We start from the raw sequence: 22,847 nt of genomic DNA, 5'->3' as shown, positions 1-22,847 counted from the left end.
TTTCATCCTAATTTTTCGAACCAAGTGCCTTGAACTAATTTGAGTAGAAATTCTGTGATACGAGGCATTTGACCAGTAAGCAGAATAATGCCCATAAGAATCATAATAATAGCGCCTGTTTTCATAATCACTTGACTATGACGACCAATCCATTTGGTTGAACCGAGGAAAAATGTCAAAATGAGGAATGGCAAGGAAAATCCAATTACATACATAACTGTATACAATATACCTTGACCTGGATTACTTGCTGCCAAAAATAATATCGAGGCGAATATTGGGCCAATGCAAGGCGTCCATCCAGCAGCGAATCCCATTCCGACAAAGAAAGTACCTAAGTACCCGACAGGTCGTTTAGAGGATTGGAAACGCTTTTCTTTCATTAACATTGTGATATTGATCCAACCACCAACAAAAAGCCCCATGAAAATAATAAAAATCCCGGCTAACCGTTGGATTAGCAATCCTGAATCACCGATTAATAATGTTTGAATCCATTGCCCCAAAAACGAAGCACCGATACCTAAACTTATAAAAACAAGTGAGATGCCTAACAAAAAGAACACAGAATGGCTTACTAACTTTCTACGGATTGTAACACCATGGTTTCCCTGCAGTTCTTTTACACTGATGCCCGTGATGTACGATAAATACGCAGGAAAAATAGGCAATACACAAGGTGATAAAAAAGATAAAGCACCCGCCCCTACCGCCAGAAGCATCCCCACGATTAACATCGTATCTGTTTCAATTCCTCCCAATTACGACACCTTCCTTCGTTTATATAAAACAAGTAGTAAACAAGCGACTAAAAAGAAAACCAAAAACCCTGGAGATATTGTATAGCCGAATACCATCGTAAATGGCATCCTAAAAGCCACTCCTAACGTACCTAACGACCAACTTACGAACATGAGTATGTTTAATCGATAGACCGTTATTCGATCACGTACGACGACGAAAAGAATAATAAGCACAGCAAGTAAAGCTGTGTAATTCAACGAGTATGTATTGCCGTTCCAAACAATTTGAATGAATTCATACACAAACGAAGCAATTAAAAAGACAAAGATAAAGACGTGAAGAAATGGGATACTATCAATTTTTCCCATTTCGGACTTTATCGTAACCGTTATGATGCTAGCGATAACCGCTACGTAAAATGCAGTTGAATTACTTGGATAGGATAATATTGACAAGGGATCCTTGAGAAAAACGGAAAGATTGAAAACGATTTTTCCAACCCACATATAAATAACGAAATTCATCAGTTGTCCCAATAGTTCGCCCATATAATCCTTCTTTTTTTCTTTCGCTGCATCACTTAGGAAGTAGTAAGTAAGAAATCCCGCACCCAAGCTGATAATGATAATACCCACGGACAATTGTGCACTTGTCATTGCTGCTGGCCCCCTTAACAAGAACGCTCAATGATCAGCATATACATGGTTTATGAAAGTTTCATGAACGTGGCTAATCTTAATTAGCAGCATCACAAAAGACGACTCAAATTCTTTTTTCAGAGTCGTCTATTATGGATGGGATTTATCACAACGTGGGACATGGCTCGGCTTGAATACCGGATTGGGATTTAATTAATTCGTAAGAAGAGATGATTTCGGGGATTATATATGTGTCACAAATTAAAATAAATGGTACAATCTTATGATGAGCAAAGGATTTTGCATGCAACAGGAGGATACAAAATGAGTAACGAAGATAATTTTTGGCTTGATCTTCCGAAGCCGTTTTTTATATTGGCACCGATGGAAGATGTCACAGATGTCGTATTCCGTCATGTCATCGCCGAAGCAGCGCCACCCGACGTATATTTCACGGAGTTCACGAATACGGAAAGCTATTGCCATCCGAATGGAAGAGAAAGTGTTCGTGGCCGTTTAATGTTCACTGAAGACGAACAGCCGATTGTCGCTCATATTTGGGGCGACAAGCCTGAGTATTTTAAACAGATGAGCATCGACATGAAAAAAATGGGCTTCGGTGGCATTGATCTCAATATGGGGTGCCCGGTGCAAAACGTGGCGGCAAACGGAAAAGGCGCAGGATTGATACGGCGTCCGGAAGTCGCAGCGCAAATCATTCAAGCCGCAAAAGCCGGTGGATTGCCAGTCAGCGTGAAAACAAGACTAGGCTATATTGAAATTGACGAATGGCATGATTGGTTACGACATGTCCTGGAGCAAGACATTGCAAATCTGTCCATTCACCTGCGCACAAGAAAAGAAATGAGCAAAGTGGATGCACACTGGGAACTGATTCCGGAAATTAAAAAGCTGCGGGATGAAATAGCCCCTAACACATTGTTAACAATCAACGGCGATATCCCTGACCGCGCTACAGGACTAAAATTAGTGGAACAATACGGCGTTGATGGCGTCATGATCGGGCGTGGTGTTTTCACAAATCCATTCGCGTTCGAGAAAGAACCGAAAGAACATAGCGTGAAAGAGTATCTGGATTTATTATTATTGCAATTGGATTTGCATGATAAATATTCAACTGAAGAAGAACCACGTCCCTTTAAACCGCTTCTCCGCTTTTTCAAAATCTACATTCGTGGATTCAGAGGCGCTGCTGAATTGAGAAACGAATTGATGAATACAAAAACGACGGATGAAGTACGGCGCTTGGTGAAAGAAGTTATGGAGAAGGAATTGAATCTGAGATAACTATAATGAAAAGCCTCCAAGCAGAACGAATCTGCCTGGAGGCTTTTGTACAATTTAGTATGCTGTCCATCCTGCATCGGCAGCAATGACTTGTCCATTGATGAAACTTGCATCATCCGATCCTAGGAAAATGGCCAATTTCGCAATTTCCTCCGGTTTTCCCGTACGCGGGTTAATGCCCATGCCTAACTGTTGTCGTGAAAATCCGAATTGGCTCATATTGGTCATCGAAGTACCGATATTTGTTTCAACTCCGCCTGGAGCAATCCCGTTACAGCGAATGTTTTGGTCTGCATACATGAATGCAGTATTTTTGGTCAGTCCGACGACCGCATGTTTGGATGCTGTATATGCTGCGCCAGCGCGAGCTCCATAGAGTCCGCCCGCTGAAATATTATTTACGATGACGCCATGTCCTTGCTTTTGGAATTCTTCAACGGCTAAACGCATCGATTGCATGACAGCAGTCGTATTAATGGAGAAAACTCGGTCCCACCGTTCATTTGAAACTTCGCCAACCGGCTCCATTCCATCCATAATGCCTGCATTGTTGACAACGATATCGATTTTGCCGTATTTCGCTTTTGTTTCTTCAAATAAGTGTTGGAGATCTTCTTCTGATGCTACATTCGTTTGAATCGCTACCGCTTCCCCACCCGACTCAATGATTGCTTGAGCGACTGTCTGAGCACCTTCAAAATTCAAGTCCGAAACGACAACTTTTGCACCTTCTTGAGCGTACCCTTCAGCGATTGCTTTCCCCATCCCTGATGCTGCACCCGTAATGATTGCCACTTTGTCTTGTAACTTCATTCTCACAACCTCCTTAGTTATTGAACATCTGTTCATTAACAAGTATACTCATAGAAATGAGCGTATTCAATAATCAAAAAACAAGTAACTGTTCAATAAGCATCAGTTTCACAAAAAGTGTTCATTGAAGAGGAGAATTGAATTGAATAAACAAGATTTGAGAGTACTAAAGACGAAAAACAGCTTACAACAGGCGTTGTTGGAATTATTGAAGACCATTCCTTTGGAAAAAATAAAAGTTACGGAAATATGTAAAGCAGCGAATATAAACAGGGGGACGTTCTACTTGCATTACGGCACGGTTGAAGACGTTTTTCATGACTTTTTCCAAGAAGTGATCCATGATTTACAAAGCTCGTATGACGAACCCTATAAAAATACGATTCCTTTTGAGATCTCAAAAATCAATCCAAACTCGATTCAGATCTTCCATCATATTAAGAGACATCAAAGTTTCTATGAAATCGTCTTCTCAAAAAATACGAACAAATCCTATTACTATATGCTTTTTGACCAAATCCGATTAAACATGGAACGCGACTATCAATCGGATCAAATCCCTGACGTCCCGATGGACTACATCATCGGCTACCAGGCAAACGCCATCATAGGTTTGATCATCGTTTGGTACGAACATGGCTTCAAAGAGACCCCTGAAGAAATGAGCAAGAAGCTCCACCACATACTAAAAATTTCTCGTTAAATGATGGTGGCTAAATGATGGTGCCTGTGTAAGAAACATTCATGATAATTCAACCAATTTGTATAAGTATACAGATATTTTCCACGCATCTATAATAAATGTATTTTTATACAATTGTAGTGAATTAACTGAATTGCACCTTACACAGGCACCCAACATTTAGTTAGCTGAAAGTTCTTCTTCTGTTACCCATTTATGGTTTGTTACTTTTTCACCGCCGGTAGTTGGCGTATAGTCAATCATGTAAACTGTCGTTTTTTCAGCTGAATCAATTTCTGCTGTTGCCCCTTTCATCCCTTTCATATGGTCTGCTTCTACGGTGACTTCCGTGCCTGGCTCCAATTGTTGTTCACCAGCGTCCTTTATTTCTTCTTGGATTACCCATTTATGATTTTCCACTCTTTCACTGCCAGTTACCGGAGTATATGAAATAGCGTAGGCTGTCGTATCATAAGCACCCACAATGGTCGCAACAGCACCCTTCATCCCTTTCATATGATCAGTTTCAATGATGGCTTTACTTCCGACCTCATAGGTTGGATTTTCAGCCACTTTCAAGTTTGCAGGAACTTCACCTGAGCCGGAATGGTTCATCTCCATTTCCATATCTTCTTGTTGCGGTTCATTATTGACGTCTGTACGATTTTCGTTGGTCGTTTTGTCCCCACATCCACTTAAACCGACAACCATCGCGAGACCTAGAAAAAATACATGCTTCTTCATTTGTCTACTACACCTCTGTTTTTTCTAAATTAGTTATAAATGAAACTATCCCAAGAAACCGTCTTACATTTCTCGGGATAGCTCCTCCAATGAAGTTTTATCAGTATCGTTTACGCTATTGCTTGACGGCATGCTTCCGCGCATTTGCGGCAAGCATCAGCGCAGCGTTTGCAATGATCCATGTCATGCTTATCACACTCTTCAGCGCAACGGTCGCAGATTTCAGCACAGAGTTCTAAAATCTGATTCGTGAATGGGCTATTACGCGTTATCGCTTGCGCAGCGAATGCACAAGCATCGGCACATTCCCGGTCCAACCGAATACATTCAGCCATCATCTTAACATCTTCTTCTTTCAAACATGCATCGAAACATGTATTGCATTCCTTCAGGCATTCTAGAATCACCTTAAACGTTTCTTCGTATTTCGTATTCATAAACGCACCTCCTGAGATTTTCATTCGGTGTATTTTTTCCCCGAGGGAATTAATTTAAACGGAAATTGCATATCTCCTTATAAAATCCTTATTTATCGTTTCATTTTTGAAGCATCTTGAAAAACAAAAAAAGAACCGTGAAAAGTATGATGAATACTTCACGATTCCAATGGGTGATGAGTAAGTGACTAGGTTAGTTGCATCGTTGTAATACAAGTATTGTCGCCTTCAAAGGTGGATATGTTAGCGTCAACCGTTTTCCCGTCATGTGTAATTTTCACTTGAAAATTCTTATCACGCGGCAGCCATAAATCGATAAATCCATTTTCTAAAGAGGTCATCGTTTCATCGACCACAACGTTGCCCTCTTCATCTTGAATAAACACGTCGAAATCCTTTTGAACTAATTCACCTTGGCATCCTGTTAAACTGTGGATTCCACAAGGATGCGTAGTTGTAATGAATGGTGCAATGGAAACGAAGAATTCATCATTCGGCAAGTCATATGTCGATTCTTTACCTTTGTCTTTAACAATGAGTTCATGAGATGTAATGGACGCTGTTACATCATCGGCAAAACTTCCAACGCTATACTCATGTACCTTTCCTTTAATATCTTCGATTTCACTTCCAGCGGACGAATCATTGCCGCAAGCGACTAACACAACGCTTAGCAATAAACCGAATACAATGAGTACACTTTTTTTCATCATTGATGTCTCTCCTTTTTATTCTACATTTATTGTGATTTTATCTTTACACCCTACACTTATTTCTTTATCATACCAAAAATATATGAAAAAAATATGCATGCGACAGTTGTACCTTAAATTCGTCATAATTGCCGATTAAAATTTGCATTTTTTCCACGTCAAATCTCTTCCTTCTCTTTTCTTTTTCTTAGTTTTGACCTACCCTCAAAATCGGTGACAATATCAATTTTACTTATTATTATAATTGCTGATTGTAAAACAGTCAGCGTGAAAACACACTGACTGTTTTTTAGGCTTGCGGTTTATTCGACTTTCACCTGCCCCATCATGCCATTGTCTTCATGTTCAAGAATGTGGCAATGGAACATATACACACCCTTATGCTTAAATTGTATAGCTATCTTTACTCGCTCATCCGGTTCGACAGAGATACTGTCTTTCCATCCATGTTCATTTTCCGGTGGCGCTTCTCCGTTTCTAGAAATGATTTTAAATTGTGCGCCGTGAATGTGGAACGGATGAATCATTCCGCCCATCATGTCGGGTTTATTGTAAATTTCCCACACTTCGGTGACCCCTTGCTGTTGGGTAAAATCAATTCGTTCTGGGTCAAATTTCTTCCCATTTATCGTTACCATGTCCATCATTCCAAAGAGTTCCACTTTCTTTGTGACCGGCAGGTTCATCTCTTCGTCTGTCAATGAAAAATCATTCATCTCTCCAGGAAGCCTGCTTACCGCTCCGCTTTGATCAGAAACTTCAAATGGTAAAAGAATAGACCCATCCTCATTTATTATTGCCAAGCCATCTTCTGTATTCAACTGGGCAAAATCAACAACAATTTCCGCCCGCTCGGAAGGAGTTAGCGTCACCTCATTTAACACAACCGGTTCATTCAACAAACCACCATCCGTTGCAATTTGAACAAAGGGATCTCCTGTATTCAATTTAAATGTGAAATTCCTTGCATTCGATCCATTTAATAAACGGAGACGAACTTTCTCTTTGTTCACAGTCAATTTCGGATTGAGCGTCCCATTGATCAGCAAAGTATCCCCAATTGTTCCGTCATCGTTCATTACCGCACTGTAGTTCAATTGTTTTTTATCATCAAATAATCTATCCTGAAAAATTAAAGGAATATCATTCTTCCCATAATTACTTGGCAATCCAAGGATTTTTGCATTTTCATCTTCGATATACATCAATCCTGCAAGACCATTATATACCTGTTCGGCGGTTTTTCCTTCTGGATGAGGATGGAACCATAATGTTGCGGCTTCTTGTCCAACTTTAAATTCAATGATCCTTTCTTCCCCCGGCTTAATTACATCATGCGGTCCACCATCTGCATCTGCCGCAACTTCCAATCCATGCCAATGGAATGTTGTATTCTCGTCAAGTTCATTTATTGTTCGAATCTTCACCGTTTCGCCTTCTTCAAGACGAAGCATGGGTCCTAAAAACGATCCATTGTACCCATACGTAGTCGTTTCAATTCCATCAAATATTTCAGTTTGTCCTTTTTGTGCCCGAACAGTGTAGACGATTCCTTCTTCATCGTCACGTTCAAGCATGGACGGGATTTTCAATTCGTTTTCACCGGTTGAGTCGTTTAAACTGACAACCTCGTCATGGCTCATATGAGCTTCCATCATACCTTCATCCATTTCCATCATTGAATGATCCATCTCTTCATCATTCATCTTGGAATGATCCATTTCCTCATCTGGTTGTGAATTCGAATTACTACAACCGCTGATCACCAATATACTCATCGCCAATATGATCATCTTCATTTTTATTCCCATTACATATTTCTCCTCTTCTCTTGATTATTTCTTATGTAGCATAACAAAGAAAAATGAAAAAAATATGCAAACGAATGGTGTGTTTGAAAATCGACATAATAGGTGCATAAGTTTTGCACACTTAATGGGAAGGGGGCAGAAAAAAACTAAAAGAGCCGATGATATACTCTTTAATGAGTTATCATAGACTCTTCTTTGTACTTTTATATTCGCTACATTCACTTCGGTTTTACCTGTACAGGTTCAAAAGCCACTGTAACATTCGCTACTCGTTTTGCTCCTGCATACTTAGGTGCCCAATAAGGATCCGTCTTTAAATTCGCTTTCAAGACCCCACGGCTTTTTGCTGATATGAACTCGTCATCGCCTAAATAAATTCCAGTATGGGAAATGCCTTTTTTGTATGTGTTCGCGAAGAACACTAAATCTCCAGGTTGCAAATCTTCTTTACTAACTTCAGTTCCAACTTTAAACTGATCTGCTGAAGTTCTTGGTAAGCTAATGTCGAATTTAGTAAAGACGTGCCTGATATACCCCGAACAGTCAAACCCGGCAGTAGTCGTCCCTCCGAATTTATAAGGTGTTCCATAAAACTTCTCCGCAAAAGTTGCAATATCATCCGAACTTGCTGCCGCACTCACTTGCGTCGATGATACGAAAGGTATCGTAATAACAAAAAATGTAGCCATTAGTCCTTGGACAATTCGTTTTCTCATTTTCCACCCCAGCTGTTTTATTGATGTCTTTTTTCTTCGTTCGACATCTTTATTTATCTATTCCTGTATAACTTTAGCATAATCACTAGCATTTTCATTTTACAATCTCAAGACATTCACATGACAAAACTAAGGATTTTTCATGGATAATTCATGCAGTGTTTAAGCAATCCTATATGCTCTTTGACCCTCAAACAGAAAAAACCGCCTAGATTCATCATCTAAGCGATTTTTCTATAAAGCTGCTGTTTCCAATAGATTCGAAAATTTTTATGTCAATTAACTTACAATGAGCTTCCCTGCCATCCCAAATTCTTTATGTCCAGGAACTGTACAATAAAATTCATAAACTCCTGCTTCAGTTGGAGTAAATATTAGTGTTTCTGTACTTTTGGGCGAGGCATGAAGATGTATCACATTATTTTCTTTTCCATGGTCATGCTGGGATGCATTTTCAATAGACCGAAATGGGAGCTTGATTTCAATGTCATGCTCGACCTGATCCAAGTTTGTAAGAGTCAATTTGATTGCCTTGTCTTTATCCACTAATATTTCATTGGTGGAATACTTCATTTCAGCTGTTTCCAGAACAACCAGTCGGGTCTTCTGATTGCGCTTTTCAGTATTCTTAGCGGAAACTGAGTGATGATTTTCTGACGAATCAGGTTTTGCTCGTTTTACATACTTTTCTGCAAATGAATAGCCCCATATTATATAAACGGCAATGATACTTGAAAGTAAAACAGGCTTTACTAACCACTTTTTATTATGTATTCTCGCGTTTCGCGGTGTTTTTAAAATAGCCATGATAAAAATTGTGCAAATGGATAAAAATGGGAATATCTGGATTAATTGGATCGATTGTTCTGCACGGATCATTTCCCCTACCATCGCGCCCATCATGCCTCCCATTACCCCGGACATCACTCCATCCAATACCGGAAGAATGCCTAAAGATAATCCGCATAATATGCCAGCAATCATGCCAATAGCCATCGAGAGAATGGTTGAGAAAAATAGGTTCCCTTGATAAGTTACACCTAATAGAACGCCAGCGGTCAATCCGACATTCATCCCGAAAAACATTGCAATCATCATTCCTTGCATCGTTCTATATGTTTTTTTCAAAATTACTGCCAAGATAACGACTACAACTGTTAACAATCCCAGTGAACCTAATACAAATGATTGGTAGTTGCCCATTTACCCCCCCGCCTTTCCTGAATAACGCTTACGTTTCGAAATTTGATGTTAAGGATATATACCTCATAAGGGTATGCGATTTGAATAATCTTCATGTACCTTGCGCATGATTGTCGCCCCCTTTTACGAATCGATACACAGGAGTTTTTGCATAATTCCTGCATACTTGAAGGGTATACTCTAGATATACCTATAACTGGGAGGAAAGGAGTCAAGTAATGTCAAACCATTCACATCATCACCATCAACCGGAAAAACCTACTGCCGCTGACGATTATCATCAACATCATCATGAGGAAGTACATGAGTCTCACGGTGAGCATCATGGGCATCACGGACATCATGCACATATGGTTGAGGATTTCAAAAAGCGATTTTATATTTCATTAATTGTTACAATCCCTATTTTGATCCTATCACCGATGATTCAAATGTTCCTTGGCGTTGACTGGCGTTTCAATGGAGACTTGTACATTTTATTCACATTGTCAACATTTGTATTTTTTTATGGAGGGTGGCCATTTCTTACGGGGGCTAAGGATGAACTAAAAGATAGAAATCCCGGTATGATGACACTGATTTCATTGGCCATCACCGTTGCCTATGTGTATAGTACAGCTGCCGTATTCGGCTTTGCAGAAAATGACTTCTTCTGGGAATTAGCTACCCTCGTCGATATTATGCTCTTGGGACATTGGATTGAAATGCGTTCTGTCATGGGGGCTTCAAAGGCATTGGAAGAGTTAGCAAAACTGATGCCTTCAGAAGCACACCTAATTGATGCCGATGGAAATATTAAAGAGGTTGATGTAACGGAATTGAAACAAGGGAATCATGTACTCGTCAAGCCTGGTGAGAAGGTACCGGTTGACGGAACGATACTTGAAGGTAAATCGACTATTGATGAGTCGATGCTCACGGGTGAATCGGTTCCTGTGGAAAAAGAAGCCGGATTAGAGGCGATTGGCGGCTCCATTAACGGGGAAGGATCCCTCGTCATCTCCGTCATGAAAACCGGAAGTGAAACCTATCTTTCACAAGTCATCACATTAGTCAAAGAAGCACAAGAATCCAAATCTCGGGCACAAGATCTTGCCAACCGAGCTGCGAAATGGTTGTTTTATGGTGCACTTGCAGCAGGTCTGATCACGTTCATCATCTGGATTTCACTTGGCTATCCTGTATCATTCGCAATGGAAAGAATGGTGACCGTTCTCATCATCGCATGTCCGCATGCTTTAGGACTGGCAGCTCCATTAGTTGTCGCGGTCTCAACGTCCATTGCAGCTAAAAATGGACTGCTCATCCGAAACCGGGCTGCTTTTGAAGGCGCCCGAAACATTGAAGCCATCGTTTTCGATAAAACAGGTACACTAACAAAAGGTGAATTCGGTGTAACGAACATCAATACATTTGAGGAGTTTAGTGAAGAAAATGTCATTTCTTATGCAGCTGCAGTAGAAGCACAATCCCAACATCCCCTTGCGAAAGGTGTCACTAGGAAAGCAGAAGAGATGAATCTCCCTCTTCAACGAGTGGAAAATTTTCAATCGTTGACCGGAAAAGGGTTGGAAGGGACAGTAGATGGAAAACAGGTTATGGTTGTCAGTCCTGGTTATGTAAGAGAGTTGAACCTTAAATTCGATAAAGCCCAATTTGATCAGTGGTCTTCGGAAGGAAAAACAGTGGTATTCACGCTGATTGACAATAAACTTGCCGGTATGATTGCACTTGCGGATATCGTCCGCGAAACTGCTATAGACGCAGTCAATCAGTTAAAAGAAATGAATGTAAAATCAATCATGCTTACGGGTGATAATGAAAAGGTAGCGCATTACGTAGGTGCGCAACTCGGAATGGAGGAAATTTTTGCTGAAGTCCTTCCACACCAGAAATCCGAAAAGATAGAGCATATCCAAAAAGTTGAAGGTCTTCGAACTGCGATGACTGGAGATGGCGTAAACGACGCACCCGCTCTTGCCAAAGCAGATCTAGGCATTGCTGTTGGCGCGGGTACAGATGTAGCCATCGAAACTGCTGATGTCGTTCTTGTGAAAAGTAATCCGCTTGATGTAGTTAATATTATCAAGCTTTCAAGGGCTACCTATCGTAAAATGACACAAAACTTGTGGTGGGCTGCAGGATATAATATCGCTGCAATACCATTAGCAGCAGGTGTTCTTTATCCTATCGGTATTGTTCTAAGCCCGGCAGTTGGTGCAATCTTGATGTCACTTAGCACAGTAATCGTGGCAATCAATGCCCGTTTGTTAAAACTCTAATTCGAACAAATATAATATGATATGATATGATTATAAAATTTTACACAATCAAAATTGTGTATAGTCCATTTAGCGGAGACCTTAAAAATACAGTTTATATTTGATTCGAAAGGGAATCCTTAAAACAGTATATATTGTTCGAAGGAGATAGTTATATGTTTGATTATACTGTTGAAACATCAAAAAATGTGGAAGAAGCTGTTACAGCCGTAGAAGAAAGATTAAAAGAGGAAAATTTCGGTGTCCTGTGGAAACTTGATTTAACTGCAAAGTTACAGGAAAAAGGAATGGATTTTGATACACCATATACCGTATTGGAAGTGTGTAATCCTAAGGAAGCACAACGCGTGCTTTATGAGAATTTACTTGTCGGATATTTTCTACCATGTAAGATTGTCATCTATGAAGACAATGGAACAACGAAAATTGGTTTACCAAAACCAACGTCTTTAATCCAGATGATCCAGAATGATGAGATCCAAACAATGGCTGAAGATATAGAACGACGGCTCATTTCATCTATTGATAAGGTAATTTAAATATAAAAGATGTCCATACGAAAAATCGTATGGACATCTTTTATGATTCAATAGTATAAGCACTGCAACATGTCATGCGTACGAATGCAGTCCTGCGATAATCAAGTTAACCGCAATTAAGTTAAACATGATAATGACAAAACCGATCACCGCAAGCCATGCCGATTTCTCACCTTCCCATCCTCGGGAGAGCCGAAGATGTAGATAGGCTGCATAGAATAACCAGGTAATAAGCGCCCATACTTCTTTCGGATCCCATCCCCAAAATCTGGACCAGGCTTCATGTGCCCAGATCATAGCGAAGACAAGAGCACCAAGGGTAAATACCGGGAATCCGATCAGGACAGACCTGTAACCAATTTCGTCCATAACTTGGGAGTTTGCCTTTTTGGCGAACGGTTGAAATAATGCTGCAATCGGACGACGCAAAATAAGTCTTAGCAATATATAAAGGACTATGCCTGTTGCAACTGACCAAACAAAGGTCGTTAGCGTCTTCGCATTTATGATTGGAGGCATTTCAGCCAGTGGTGTCATCTTGTCAGGAGTAAGTGATTCATACTCATTCATCCCAAATAATGGCGGATAATTATATACTATTTGAGCTGCTTGTTCATTTTTATTAATATATGTGAATTTCGCTTCATACCCCATTATTGCGAAAGTCGAAGACGACAAAATGAATCCGACAACAAGCATAAGAGTGAACATCACTGATTCCAACCAAAAACGTTGTTTGGATTTTTTCGTCAGGTCTATGTTTTTCAATAGAAATACAAGACCTGCAACCGCACTAATCGCAAGTATAGCCTCACCAATTGCAGCTGTTATGACATGAATCGTCAACCAGTATGTTTGCAGCGCAGGTATTAATGGACTGAGCTCCCTTGGGAACATGCTTGCATAACCGATCATTACAACTGCTAGCGGCAACGCAAATAAGCCAAGTGATGGGGTTCGGTAAAGGAAAAACAGCAAGATGAACGCGCCAACGACCATCATTGCAAATGCAGTAATAAATTCAAACATATTACTAACAGGTGCGTGAGCAGAAGCGATCCATCGTGTGATGAAATAACCTAGATGAGTTAGGAATCCCATTATCGTAATAACGATTGCAATTCTTCCCCAACGATTATTTTCATAGGACTCTTGTGTTTTTGCCCCCTTGACCGCGCCACCAAAGAAGAGCGTTGCGACAAGATATGCGATAAATGAAATGAACAGTAAGTTACCACTTAAAGATGCTAGTTGCATTATTGCTTGTCCCCTTTCATCTCGTCCGAACCAAATCCAGAGTCTTGCCTGTCTTCATGTTGAGGCAAGTCAGCATAGATTCTTACTTTATCAAGCTCCTTTTTCAAGCCGAACCAATTTTTATTCGTATGACCCGCCACGAGAAGTGCATTCCCTTCACTCTTTTGAATCCATATTCTCCGATGGTTCCAATAAGAGCCTTGGGCAACACCAATCATGAAAATAATACCCCCTAGGAGCAATATATAGAGCGTTTTGTCCTTCCGTACGACAAGTCCGGTAATGTCGCGTGTTTCCGCGCTAACAAAACTAGCTTTAAGTTCATTTACTTCTGTTTCAAGTGTCTGACGGATAGCGACAAAACTGATTTCTCCTTTCGGCTTAGATGGAGTTACCATTTTAAAAATAAAAGCCGGGTTATTCGGAATCGGTGAATTAGTAACCGGTTCTCCGTTTTCAACTCCATCATAATCCGGAAAATATTCTTTCAGTTCAACTGTTGCCCCTTCGTTCAATTCATATAATCTTTCGGGATTGAGAAGATCAACTGTAAATTCGCCAAATGACATATCCGTTTCCTTTTCAGTCAATTGGAATGTCATCGATTTTAATTCGTCAAGGCGATAGTCCATCTGGTATACATTGAATCCATCAAAGCTAAGTGGATCATTGACGACGATTGAATAATTTTTCACAAACTCCATTTGATCCGTCCGACCCGGAATACCGTCCTCCGCATCTTTATACAAGGTGACGTCCGATTGATAATTTTTCACGATTGTCCCAACCCGATCTATTGCCTGGCCAAAGGCAGCGTCCTCTTCCTTCGAATAAGTCTCTATAATGAACTCATTGTTTTTCAAATAATATCCTGGCGCACCTGGGATAGCACGCGTTTCCCCTTCACGAAGCCAAATCGTTTCATCAACATAAAAACCAGGAAGAGTTCGTAACAGAACAGCGAATAAGAAGATGATCAAACCTGTATGGTTGACATAAGGACCCCATCTGGAAAACCGGCCTTTCTCTGCCAGTAGCGCTCCGTCTTCGGTCTTCACATTGTAACGCAGCTCTTTAAGCTTCTTCTCTGCTTTTGCTAGTGAACTATTTGAATCGGCTACTTCCCCTTCAGCATAGATCCTTTGCTTCTTTAAAAAGGAAGTATGCCGCTTCGTGCGCTGCTTTTTCAACGATTTATAAAGCGGAAAAACCCTATCAACACTTGCGATGATGATGGAGGCACCAAGCATCCCAATTAGTATGATGAACCACCAACTACTGTACATATCATAAAATCCAAGCTTGTAATAAAGGGTTCCAGCAAAACCATAATGCTTTTCGTAGTATGCTAAAATATCAGCCTCAGTCGTTGCTGGAACAAATAGCTTCTGAGGAAAAATTGTGCCGATTGCCGATGTAGCAAGAACAGCTATAATGATATTTATTCCTACCTTAACACTAGAAAAGAAATTCCATATCTTATCAACAATCGACCGTTTATATGTTTGCGATCTTCTTGCAGACCCTTCATACCTCATGTCGATAAGTTTACTTTTCTTCGCATCTTCCGTCTGAGGACGCCCGCATTGCTCACAAAGAACCGTGCCAAATGGGTTTTCATGACCACATTGGCATTTGATTTTATTCATTTATCACGTACTCCTTTACGATTTTACTATCGTGTCAAAACCCCATGAATCCGCCGAAAAATGGACTGAGCCACGCAATAATGAACGTCAACCCATCAAAGAACAGTAGAATCCCAAGTGCAATCATGAGAGCACCGCCGACTTTGGTAATTGTTCCGCTATATTTTCGAATCCACTTAACACGAGTAATGAAAATGGAGAGCAGGAAAAACGGAATAGCAAATCCAAGCACATAGGCAAGCATATACCAGACGCCTGAACCCGGATTTTGGGACGCAAGCATGAAAACGGCTCCCGTAATCGGACCGGTACAAGGCGTCCATCCCGCTGCAAACGCGAGTCCAATAAGAAATGTACCAAAATAGCCAGCCGGCCGGTTTTTAAATTGTAATTTCTTTTCCTTCATCAGGAATTTCGGTGTAAACAGACCGATGATCATCAAACCGAAAAGAATGATAAAAATCGAACCAATTTGCCGAAGTAAATCCTGATATTGAATAAAGAAAGTCCCTACGAAAGAAGAGCTGAATCCAAGAAAGATAAAAATGATGGAAAACCCAACTAAGAACAAAATCGTATGTACCATACCGCTTTTCCTTATTTTCACTTTATCCGATTTCAATTCATCCAGTGACATGCCGGTAATATAGGAAATGAAAGCCGGATACAGCGGTAGCGTACAAGGTGATATGAAGTTAAGCAGACCTGCTCCAAATGCTAGGAATAAATTCAGATCAGTGAACAAATAGGAACACTCCTTACAGAAAAAACATTTTACGAGACCAATCGTTACATCCCCCAATACGTCAACGTATCAAATAACCCGATCATCACAAGCAGCAATCCCGCCACACGTTGAATGGCCCGGCCGATTTTCACACTTTTCTTCATAATTCGGCGATCTGTTTCAAAAAGCCATATCATCAGGAATAGTAGGATAAGGGGAAACGATGTCGCAATTCCAAAGACAGCGGGGAGTACGAGTCCATAAGAGGTCGAGGAAACGATTGGCATGAGCCACACGAAAAACAGAACAAACATTGTCGGACAAAATGCAAGTGAAAAACTCGCCCCTAACAAAAAGGAACCCGCCTTCCCCTCTCGAATCCGTACCGGAATATGCAGCGTCATACGCTGAAAGATCCTCAGTTTCAATACGCCCAATAGAACAAGTCCAGTAAAAACAATAAGAGGGCCTATCGCTTTACGGAAAAGCGGAAAGTATTCCGTCATCTTGGATTCGAATGCTTGACCGAACCCCCATGCCAACAGACCAAATGCGCTGAAAACGACAACCTTTCCTGCAATAAAAGCAAAAATTTCTAGCCAATCAGTCTTGAATTGAACCGTACGATTGCCGTATAGCGTGATGGCACTCATATTCCCTGTCAATTGACAAGGTGCAACAGCGCCAACCACCCCTAACAGTAATGCAAACATGAGTGGGAAATCTGCGTACGAATGAATTAGACCCGTGATCGGCTCCGTGATGACCTGGCTAATTTCCGATAAAAACGTATACATCGAGGATCACTCCTCCTATAATTTCTTCAGCAATTTATCTCTCTGGCCAATAATCACGCATCAGTTCCACTTATATCCGATTCCCCACACCGTTAATAGGAAGTCATTAATTGGGAAACCTGCAACTCTTAGTTTCTCCCTTAAATTCCGGATATGCGAATCCACCGTCCTAATATCCGTGAATGTGTTATAGTCCCACGCTGTACGTAAAAGCTGTTCACGTGTAAATGTCCTTTTCGGGTGAGTGATTAACGCCTCAATAATATAAAATTCCTTTAACGTCAGCTGCACTTCCATGTTTTTGTAATGTAATGAATAAGAATCCCGGTTCAAGGTGAAATCTCCGTACACTGTATTGCTGTTTTCAGTGACTTCGCTTGAAACGCGGCGGAGTAATGCATTCACTCTCGCCACAAGCTCCCTCTCATCAAAAGGCTTCGTGATATAATCATCCGCCCCGAATTCAAGGCCTTTCACGATGTCTGCTTTATCTGTCCTTGCAGTGAGCATAATTACCGGAATGGTCGACAGTTGCCGTATGTTCTTGCACACTTCCCAACCATCCAGATCAGGCATCATTACATCCAATAAAACAAGATCAACCTTTTCGTCCTTTACAATTTCCAGTCCTTTCTTTCCGGTAAGTGCTTTTATACAGTTGAATCCATGGGGTTCCAAAAATAACCCCAATAAATCAAGCATTCTTTGTTCGTCATCTATAAGCAAAATCGTTTGCATTTGTTCAACTCCTTACCGAATTACATCCTGATTGTAAATTTGCTCCCTTTGCCCAACTCACTTTTCACTTCGATCGATCCGCCATGTGCTTCCACTAATTCCTTCACAATAGCGAGTCCAAGGCCTGATCCTCCAAACGTTCTCGAACGGGATTTTTCAACTCTGAAAAGTTTCTCGAAAATCATATCGATTTGCTCTTCCGGGATTCCGATTCCTTCATCCGCAACCGTAATGACCGTTCGATTTTGTTCTTTGGAAATTCTAAACGTAACAGTGGTATTTTCATTTGAATACTTTAACGCATTATCCAAGAGATTCAGTACAACCTGTTCCAGTCTCACCGGATCTGCATAAATCTGAAAATCCTTGTTAGCTATCAAATCCAGATGTACGTTCTTCAAAACAAAAGAAGGTTGGACAAGTCGATAAATATCTTCAGCAAATTTTTGCGCAGAAAAATCCGACTTTGAAACTAGAAATGTCAATTCATCCATTTTTGCTAAATCCATTAAGTTTTTCATTAAATCTTTCATTCGATTCGATTCTTCCGCTATAATCAGTAAATAATGATTTCTCTCTTCTTCAGTCAAATCAGGTCTCATAGCCACTTTCAAATAACCAATCAAGTAGGTTAGCGGAGTGCTTAATTCATGGGAGATCGATGCAAGAAACTCATTTCGCTCCTTTTTCATCCTTTCCAAATCATTGGCCAATTTCCGAATCGCAATCGATAATTCACCAAGCTCATCATTACCTCCTGCCGGAAGGCTAACGTCGAATTTTCCCTCGCTTAATTTCTCTGTCGCTTCTTTCATTCGAATCAGCGGCCGAGTAAGAAATTTGGACAAAATCGAATAGATGATAAACAGGATGACAATAATTGCTCCACCCGCTAAGCCGAAGTGAAGATTCAGCTTGCGCACTAGCTGTTCCAATGGTTCGGTGCTTTGAAACATCAACACATACCCCGAATACTTCTCGTCAATCTTGTATGGATGAGCACTTATGATATAGGGCGAATCTTCCCATTCTTGCTCTATGATCCGATCATCTTGAACCAATGGGTCTTGTAAGAAGGATTGTGACGGAAGGAGATCTTCCAGCTTTCCATCCGAACTTCGAATGATCTCCCCGTTCTTGTCGGTAATGATAACTCCCCTGTCTCCTTCGGCTTCCATTAAAACAATGTGGGTAATCGTCTCATCAGAATAATGATCGATTAAGACGTTTCGGTGATTGGAGCCCGTTGCTAACAGACGAGAATATTCTTCATCCACTCTTGTATGAACAATATTTTGGTGCAAATACATCATAAGAACTGTTTCAAGGACAAGGAAAGAAATGATAAAATATGCAGCCAGCTTTTTCGAAATTTTATTCAATACAGTTCGTTCTCCTCTCCTTATGCAAATAGTATAGAAAATAATTATCAAAAAGGTATGCAGACAAAGGGATAATCCATTCGTTCATAGGAAATGATGACTTCTTTGTGTCTGCACACTTTATCCAAATCTCTTTAGTATAATAATTACTATAGAGGCATTTCAATATACGAACCATGGTAGACACGAAAGGAGCATGTATCATTGAGCAACAAAAAGAGGAATCGCTTTATTTTCAGGGTCATTACTTTATCCCTTCTGGCAGCAGCCACTATCTTTACAATATACACTGGTTTTGCAAAAGAGAAGTATGATGTATTAAAGGTCGGAGATGATGCACCGGACTTCGCGCTTATCGATTTAGATGGAAATGAACATCAGCTATCAGAGTATAAAGGACAAGGGGTCTTTTTAAACTTCTGGGGGAGTTGGTGTGCTCCTTGTAAAAAGGAAATGCCTGCCATGGGGCGGCAATATGAAGTATATAAGGATCAAGGAGTACAAATATTGGCGGTCAATATTGCTGAATCCGATTTTAAAGTGCGTACATTTGCAGAACAATATGGAATGATTTTTCCTACATTAATTGATAAGACGAAAACCGTTATGCAAACATATAATGTTAAACCATTGCCTACCACTTTCCTTATCAACCCGGAAGGTAAGATTGTCAGAATCATTACAGGGGAAATGTCGGAAAGTGATATTAAAGGATATATGGAAGAGATTAAGCCTAGGTGAGCAAATCATAAATGCAAAGACAGGCACTTCAAGTCGTTTGAATTTCACATTGGACAAGAAAGCTCTGTCTTTACTTATGATGAACGATACAAGCTGAAAACAAAGTCAAAATCGAAACTCCATACTTAGATAAAGGGTAAAAAAGCGGATGATATTTTTTGTTAGTGGCAACGAATGAGTCCTTGCTCAACTGATCAATGAACAATCAATACAGGGCATGATGACAACTGTGACACTTTATGGCTAACACTTCCAAGCATGACTCCCTTCACTCCACTAAGCCCTCTGCTGCCAATAATAATCAATTCCTGCCCATGATCTTTTGCATAATCCAAAATTTGATGGGCAGGATCCCCTTTCAGGTGAACCGTTTCTATAGAAGTCCCCTTTGTAAGTACAGTCAACAGTTCGGATTGCACCTTCTCTACTAGTTTATTGCTTTCCTCTTCCACCTTTTCCAGCACACTTTCCAAATAATCCTTCGGAACATATGGTAAACCCATCGTTACATTTTCCTTAATCACATTCACTAAAGTTATATGTGCATCTTTGTTCCGGGCTATGTCTAAAGTGGCTTCTACTATTTTGCTGTTCAGTTCCGACTTATCTATTGCGACAAGAATTTTATGAAACAACATGATCACTCCATTCAATTATATTACTGATTGGCCGAACAGACAGTGCGCTCTCTTCCCGCCCCTAAACCAAATACTAAAATTAGTACGGAGGCAACAACTAAAATCCATAGCGGAATCGTCCAACTATTTGTAACATCATGCAAATAGCCGAAAAGCGTAGGACCCGAAGCCGCAAGCAAATAGCCGATTGATTGAGCCATACCGGACAAATCGGCAGCCTGCCTGGCGTTGGCTGTACGCAATCCGAAGAACATCATCGATAGACTGAATGCGAAGCCTCCTCCTATTCCCAAAACGATAATCCATAGCAAAATTACATTCGTATTTCCATATAACAATCCAAGTGTTCCAGTTAACAACAAAGCCGCCGTTACGATGACTAACGGACGTTGACTGGACATGCGCCCTGCCACAATTGGCACGATGAATGTAAATGGCAGCAACGCTAACTGCATGATGGAAAGCAACCAGCCCGATTGGTCGGAACTGATTCCTTGTTCCACTAAAATTGCAGGCAACCATGCAATTAGGACATAAAATACCATGGATTGCAGTCCCATAAACAATGTCACTTGCCAAGCCAAGCTGGAGCGCCATAGATTCACATGTCTGTCATCGGTTTGATGAGGGGAGACAGATGCTTTTTCCTTATTGCGCTTCATTTGCGGTAGCCAAAATAAAATAGAAATGAAACTAAGCACTCCCCATATTCCAAGAGCGCCCTGCCATCCATAACCTGCCCCGATTGCAATCGGGACACTGATGCCAGAAGCGATGGCACCCATCAGATTCATGGAAATGGAATAGACACCCGTCATTAAACCGATCCGTTCGGGGAACTCCCTTTTTATAAGACTCGGTAATAACACATTGGATACGGCAATCGCTAGTCCAAGAATAGCCGTCCCAATGTACAATACAATTATTCCTGACAATGAACGCAACGTAATTCCAATCAAAAGAAATATGATGGAGATGAAAATGACGGTTTCCATCCCAAATTTCCGTGCCAACTTAGGCACAAGTGGTGAAAAAAGCGCAAAAGCTAATAATGGCAATGTGGTAATCATACCTGCCATTGTATTGGAAATATGAAGATTATCTCTAATGAAACTGACTAAAGGTCCTACCGAAGTTAAAGGCGCCCGTAAGTTGGCTGCAATGAACACAATCCCAACGATAAGTAACCAAACCGCCTGTTTACGGACGATTGCTTTTGAATGTATATCTTGACCGCTCATTATTTTCCTCCTCACTACTCGTCCAAATGTGTAAAGTAGTATTTCTATCTTTACTATCAGCTAGAGTGAAATATAATATAGTATACTATACTTTCACGACAACAATATAAACTATAATATATAATGAGTGTCACGTCCACTATTTCAAAATAAAAAAGCCCAATATCAAGTTTCGCATTGATAAAGGACTTACTTTCATGAAAGTATTTACACTCCATATTTCAATAGTATATGAAGCACAACAACTTCTTCGGAATTATTTTCATATGAATGACTACCATCTGCAGGGAAACTGATTGAATCATATTGATGTAATATGTATGTTTCCTCATTGACCTTAATGGAAATAGTGCCTGTCATGACGGTAGCGATTTCCGTCGTATCGCGGTGATGATTTTCAGGATGATAGGAACTATTCGGTTGCAAGTAGGCTCGATACGTTTCCATTGCACCGCTTGTATGTTGAAATATCGGCTCAATAACCCAGTCTTTATTATCGCCAGAGATTCTTAGGCCCTTCCCTGCCCTAGATAAATCCACACTATTTTCTTTCGAGAATAATGCCATGAACGGTATATTCAAGCTTCTTGAGATTTTCCACAGCAACGCGATTGTCGGATTCGTCTCTCCACGTTCAATATTTCCAAGTGTTAACTTGCTAACGCCGGACAGTTCCGACAGATCTTCTAAACTTAACTGCTTCTCTTTACGAAGTTTTTTTACCACCGCCCCAACTTGTAAAACGACTTGTTTCGAATCTTCGGTTTCACGGTTCATAGTAAGCCTCCTCTGCAATGCCCTATAAATTAAGGTAGTTGTATTTATACTATAACATGTACCTCCAGCAGTCATTTTCAATCAACATGCAACTGTTGCACATCAGAAGTTGGCAGCCGTGTTGCCAAAAAATCTTCGTTAAAATTTTACGAGATATAAAACGACGTGATAAAATAAATTGAATTTAATTCCAAAAGGAAGTGGAACCCTACAAAAAGACCGTTAAAACACGCAATCTCATTACCCAAAAACGTATTTGTTTTGAAAATT

Annotated in this window: 23 protein-coding genes; 5 read left to right on the top strand and 18 right to left on the bottom strand. The window is 40.4% G+C overall.

Annotated features, from left to right (window positions below; all coding sequences use genetic code 11):
• Positions 1–2: 2 nt before the first annotated feature.
• Complete coding sequence (locus AWV70_RS18340) at positions 3–761, bottom strand: cytochrome c biogenesis CcdA family protein (protein ID WP_060209981.1); 759 nt, start codon at positions 759–761, stop codon at positions 3–5.
• Positions 762–1,400 (bottom strand): hypothetical protein, encoded by a 639-nt coding sequence (locus tag AWV70_RS18335; RefSeq protein WP_060209980.1) that lies wholly within the window; start codon positions 1,398–1,400, stop codon positions 762–764. It lies immediately after the preceding gene.
• Between the two features lie 306 nt (positions 1,401–1,706).
• Here AWV70_RS18335 and AWV70_RS18330 point away from each other — a divergent pair, with 306 nt between their 5' ends.
• Positions 1,707–2,690: a tRNA dihydrouridine synthase gene (locus AWV70_RS18330; RefSeq protein WP_060209979.1), complete on the top strand. Its 984-nt coding sequence runs from the start codon at positions 1,707–1,709 to the stop codon at positions 2,688–2,690.
• A gap of 54 nt (positions 2,691–2,744) precedes the next feature.
• Here the strand turns inward: AWV70_RS18330 and AWV70_RS18325 are convergent, their stop codons facing one another.
• Positions 2,745–3,503, bottom strand: coding sequence for an SDR family oxidoreductase (locus AWV70_RS18325; protein WP_060209978.1), 759 nt, complete (start codon positions 3,501–3,503; stop codon positions 2,745–2,747).
• A gap of 142 nt (positions 3,504–3,645) precedes the next feature.
• Between AWV70_RS18325 and AWV70_RS18320 the strand changes: the two genes are divergently transcribed.
• Positions 3,646–4,206: a TetR/AcrR family transcriptional regulator gene (locus AWV70_RS18320; protein WP_060209977.1), complete on the top strand. Its 561-nt coding sequence runs from the start codon at positions 3,646–3,648 to the stop codon at positions 4,204–4,206.
• Positions 4,207–4,365: 159 nt separating this feature from the next.
• Here the strand turns inward: AWV70_RS18320 and AWV70_RS18315 are convergent, their stop codons facing one another.
• The 6 genes from AWV70_RS18315 to AWV70_RS18290 form a co-directional block, all read right to left on the bottom strand.
• Positions 4,366–4,929 (bottom strand): YdhK family protein, encoded by a 564-nt coding sequence (locus tag AWV70_RS18315; protein ID WP_060209976.1) that lies wholly within the window; start codon positions 4,927–4,929, stop codon positions 4,366–4,368.
• A 110-nt stretch (positions 4,930–5,039) separates the two neighbouring features.
• Positions 5,040–5,366, bottom strand: coding sequence for a four-helix bundle copper-binding protein (locus tag AWV70_RS18310; RefSeq protein WP_060209975.1), 327 nt, complete (start codon positions 5,364–5,366; stop codon positions 5,040–5,042).
• Between the two features lie 188 nt (positions 5,367–5,554).
• Entirely contained in the window at positions 5,555–6,076 is a 522-nt protein-coding gene (locus AWV70_RS18305) for a CueP family metal-binding protein (protein WP_060210050.1), read from the bottom strand.
• 305 nt (positions 6,077–6,381) lie between these two features.
• Positions 6,382–7,890 (bottom strand): multicopper oxidase family protein, encoded by a 1,509-nt coding sequence (locus AWV70_RS18300; RefSeq protein WP_060209974.1) that lies wholly within the window; start codon positions 7,888–7,890, stop codon positions 6,382–6,384.
• 218 nt (positions 7,891–8,108) lie between these two features.
• Positions 8,109–8,606, bottom strand: a complete 498-nt coding sequence (locus AWV70_RS18295) for a C40 family peptidase (RefSeq protein ID WP_060209973.1) — start codon at positions 8,604–8,606, stop codon at positions 8,109–8,111.
• Positions 8,607–8,885: 279 nt separating this feature from the next.
• On the bottom strand, positions 8,886–9,809 hold the full coding sequence (locus AWV70_RS18290) for a plastocyanin/azurin family copper-binding protein (RefSeq protein WP_060209972.1): 924 nt from the start codon (positions 9,807–9,809) through the stop codon (positions 8,886–8,888).
• A gap of 218 nt (positions 9,810–10,027) precedes the next feature.
• Between AWV70_RS18290 and AWV70_RS18285 the strand changes: the two genes are divergently transcribed.
• Both AWV70_RS18285 and AWV70_RS18280 read left to right on the top strand, forming a co-directional pair.
• Positions 10,028–12,091 (top strand): heavy metal translocating P-type ATPase, encoded by a 2,064-nt coding sequence (locus AWV70_RS18285; protein ID WP_060209971.1) that lies wholly within the window; start codon positions 10,028–10,030, stop codon positions 12,089–12,091.
• A 155-nt stretch (positions 12,092–12,246) separates the two neighbouring features.
• Positions 12,247–12,630, top strand: a complete 384-nt coding sequence (locus AWV70_RS18280; RefSeq protein ID WP_060209970.1) for a DUF302 domain-containing protein — start codon at positions 12,247–12,249, stop codon at positions 12,628–12,630.
• Between the two features lie 72 nt (positions 12,631–12,702).
• On the opposite strand, the gene ccsB is transcribed toward AWV70_RS18280, so the two are convergent.
• The 6 genes from ccsB to AWV70_RS18250 are packed head-to-tail and all read right to left on the bottom strand — an operon-like array spanning position 12,703 to position 19,180.
• The gene (ccsB, locus tag AWV70_RS18275) at positions 12,703–13,887 is read right to left on the bottom strand and encodes a c-type cytochrome biogenesis protein CcsB (RefSeq protein ID WP_060209969.1); all 1,185 of its coding nucleotides are present in this window, start codon (positions 13,885–13,887) and stop codon (positions 12,703–12,705) included.
• Positions 13,887–15,536 carry a cytochrome c biogenesis protein ResB gene (gene resB, locus AWV70_RS18270; RefSeq protein ID WP_060209968.1) on the bottom strand — a complete coding sequence of 550 codons (1,650 nt, stop codon included), beginning with the start codon at positions 15,534–15,536 and terminating at the stop codon, positions 13,887–13,889. Before resB ends, ccsB begins: the two co-directional genes overlap by 1 nt.
• A 34-nt stretch (positions 15,537–15,570) precedes the next feature.
• Positions 15,571–16,281 carry a cytochrome c biogenesis CcdA family protein gene (locus AWV70_RS18265; protein ID WP_060209967.1) on the bottom strand — a complete coding sequence of 237 codons (711 nt, stop codon included), beginning with the start codon at positions 16,279–16,281 and terminating at the stop codon, positions 15,571–15,573.
• 44 nt (positions 16,282–16,325) lie between these two features.
• Entirely contained in the window at positions 16,326–17,060 is a 735-nt protein-coding gene (locus AWV70_RS18260) for a sulfite exporter TauE/SafE family protein (protein ID WP_060209966.1), read from the bottom strand.
• A gap of 60 nt (positions 17,061–17,120) precedes the next feature.
• Positions 17,121–17,798, bottom strand: coding sequence for a response regulator transcription factor (locus AWV70_RS18255; RefSeq protein WP_060209965.1), 678 nt, complete (start codon positions 17,796–17,798; stop codon positions 17,121–17,123).
• A 20-nt stretch (positions 17,799–17,818) separates the two neighbouring features.
• Positions 17,819–19,180, bottom strand: coding sequence for a sensor histidine kinase (locus AWV70_RS18250; protein ID WP_060209964.1), 1,362 nt, complete (start codon positions 19,178–19,180; stop codon positions 17,819–17,821).
• A 204-nt stretch (positions 19,181–19,384) separates the two neighbouring features.
• Between AWV70_RS18250 and resA the strand changes: the two genes are divergently transcribed.
• Complete coding sequence (gene resA / locus AWV70_RS18245) at positions 19,385–19,921, top strand: thiol-disulfide oxidoreductase ResA (protein ID WP_060209963.1); 537 nt, start codon at positions 19,385–19,387, stop codon at positions 19,919–19,921.
• A gap of 194 nt (positions 19,922–20,115) precedes the next feature.
• Here the strand turns inward: resA and AWV70_RS18240 are convergent, their stop codons facing one another.
• The 3 genes from AWV70_RS18240 to AWV70_RS18230 all read right to left on the bottom strand — a co-directional run bounded on the left by AWV70_RS18240 (position 20,116) and on the right by AWV70_RS18230 (position 22,577).
• Positions 20,116–20,559: a universal stress protein gene (locus AWV70_RS18240; protein WP_235588741.1), complete on the bottom strand. Its 444-nt coding sequence runs from the start codon at positions 20,557–20,559 to the stop codon at positions 20,116–20,118.
• Between the two features lie 20 nt (positions 20,560–20,579).
• The gene (locus tag AWV70_RS18235; RefSeq protein ID WP_060209961.1) at positions 20,580–21,800 is read right to left on the bottom strand and encodes a CynX/NimT family MFS transporter; all 1,221 of its coding nucleotides are present in this window, start codon (positions 21,798–21,800) and stop codon (positions 20,580–20,582) included.
• A 207-nt stretch (positions 21,801–22,007) separates the two neighbouring features.
• Positions 22,008–22,577, bottom strand: coding sequence for a helix-turn-helix domain-containing protein (locus AWV70_RS18230; protein ID WP_060209960.1), 570 nt, complete (start codon positions 22,575–22,577; stop codon positions 22,008–22,010).
• Positions 22,578–22,847: the final 270 nt, after the last annotated feature.

It is taken from the genome of Sporosarcina koreensis (assembly GCF_001531445.1).
GTDB lineage: Bacteria > Bacillota > Bacilli > Bacillales_A > Planococcaceae > Sporosarcina > Sporosarcina koreensis_C.
Note: the sequence above shows the minus strand (reverse complement) of the source record. Positions and strands in the feature narration are given on the sequence as shown.

Bases quoted from the DNA above. Each gene is read 5' to 3' on its own strand.
- ccsB (WP_060209969.1), bottom strand. From the start codon at position 13,887: ATGCAACTAGCATCTTTAAGTGGTAACTTACTGTTCATTTCATTTATC.
- AWV70_RS18260 (WP_060209966.1), bottom strand. From the start codon at position 17,060: ATGTATACGTTTTTATCGGAAATTAGCCAGGTCATCACGGAGCCGATC.
- AWV70_RS18310 (WP_060209975.1), bottom strand. From the start codon at position 5,366: ATGAATACGAAATACGAAGAAACGTTTAAGGTGATTCTAGAATGCCTG.
- AWV70_RS18290 (WP_060209972.1), bottom strand. From the start codon at position 9,809: ATGGGCAACTACCAATCATTTGTATTAGGTTCACTGGGATTGTTAACA.
- AWV70_RS18295 (WP_060209973.1), bottom strand. From the start codon at position 8,606: ATGAGAAAACGAATTGTCCAAGGACTAATGGCTACATTTTTTGTTATT.
- AWV70_RS18240 (WP_235588741.1), bottom strand. From the start codon at position 20,559: ATGTTGTTTCATAAAATTCTTGTCGCAATAGATAAGTCGGAACTGAAC.
- AWV70_RS18230 (WP_060209960.1), bottom strand. From the start codon at position 22,577: ATGAACCGTGAAACCGAAGATTCGAAACAAGTCGTTTTACAAGTTGGG.
- AWV70_RS18280 (WP_060209970.1), top strand. From the start codon at position 12,247: ATGTTTGATTATACTGTTGAAACATCAAAAAATGTGGAAGAAGCTGTT.
- AWV70_RS18330 (WP_060209979.1), top strand. From the start codon at position 1,707: ATGAGTAACGAAGATAATTTTTGGCTTGATCTTCCGAAGCCGTTTTTT.
- AWV70_RS18255 (WP_060209965.1), bottom strand. From the start codon at position 17,798: ATGCAAACGATTTTGCTTATAGATGACGAACAAAGAATGCTTGATTTA.
- resB (WP_060209968.1), bottom strand. From the start codon at position 15,536: ATGAATAAAATCAAATGCCAATGTGGTCATGAAAACCCATTTGGCACG.
- AWV70_RS18335 (WP_060209980.1), bottom strand. From the start codon at position 1,400: ATGACAAGTGCACAATTGTCCGTGGGTATTATCATTATCAGCTTGGGT.
- AWV70_RS18315 (WP_060209976.1), bottom strand. From the start codon at position 4,929: ATGAAGAAGCATGTATTTTTTCTAGGTCTCGCGATGGTTGTCGGTTTA.
- AWV70_RS18235 (WP_060209961.1), bottom strand. From the start codon at position 21,800: ATGAGCGGTCAAGATATACATTCAAAAGCAATCGTCCGTAAACAGGCG.
- AWV70_RS18325 (WP_060209978.1), bottom strand. From the start codon at position 3,503: ATGAAGTTACAAGACAAAGTGGCAATCATTACGGGTGCAGCATCAGGG.
- AWV70_RS18285 (WP_060209971.1), top strand. From the start codon at position 10,028: ATGTCAAACCATTCACATCATCACCATCAACCGGAAAAACCTACTGCC.
- AWV70_RS18305 (WP_060210050.1), bottom strand. From the start codon at position 6,076: ATGAAAAAAAGTGTACTCATTGTATTCGGTTTATTGCTAAGCGTTGTG.
- AWV70_RS18300 (WP_060209974.1), bottom strand. From the start codon at position 7,890: ATGGGAATAAAAATGAAGATGATCATATTGGCGATGAGTATATTGGTG.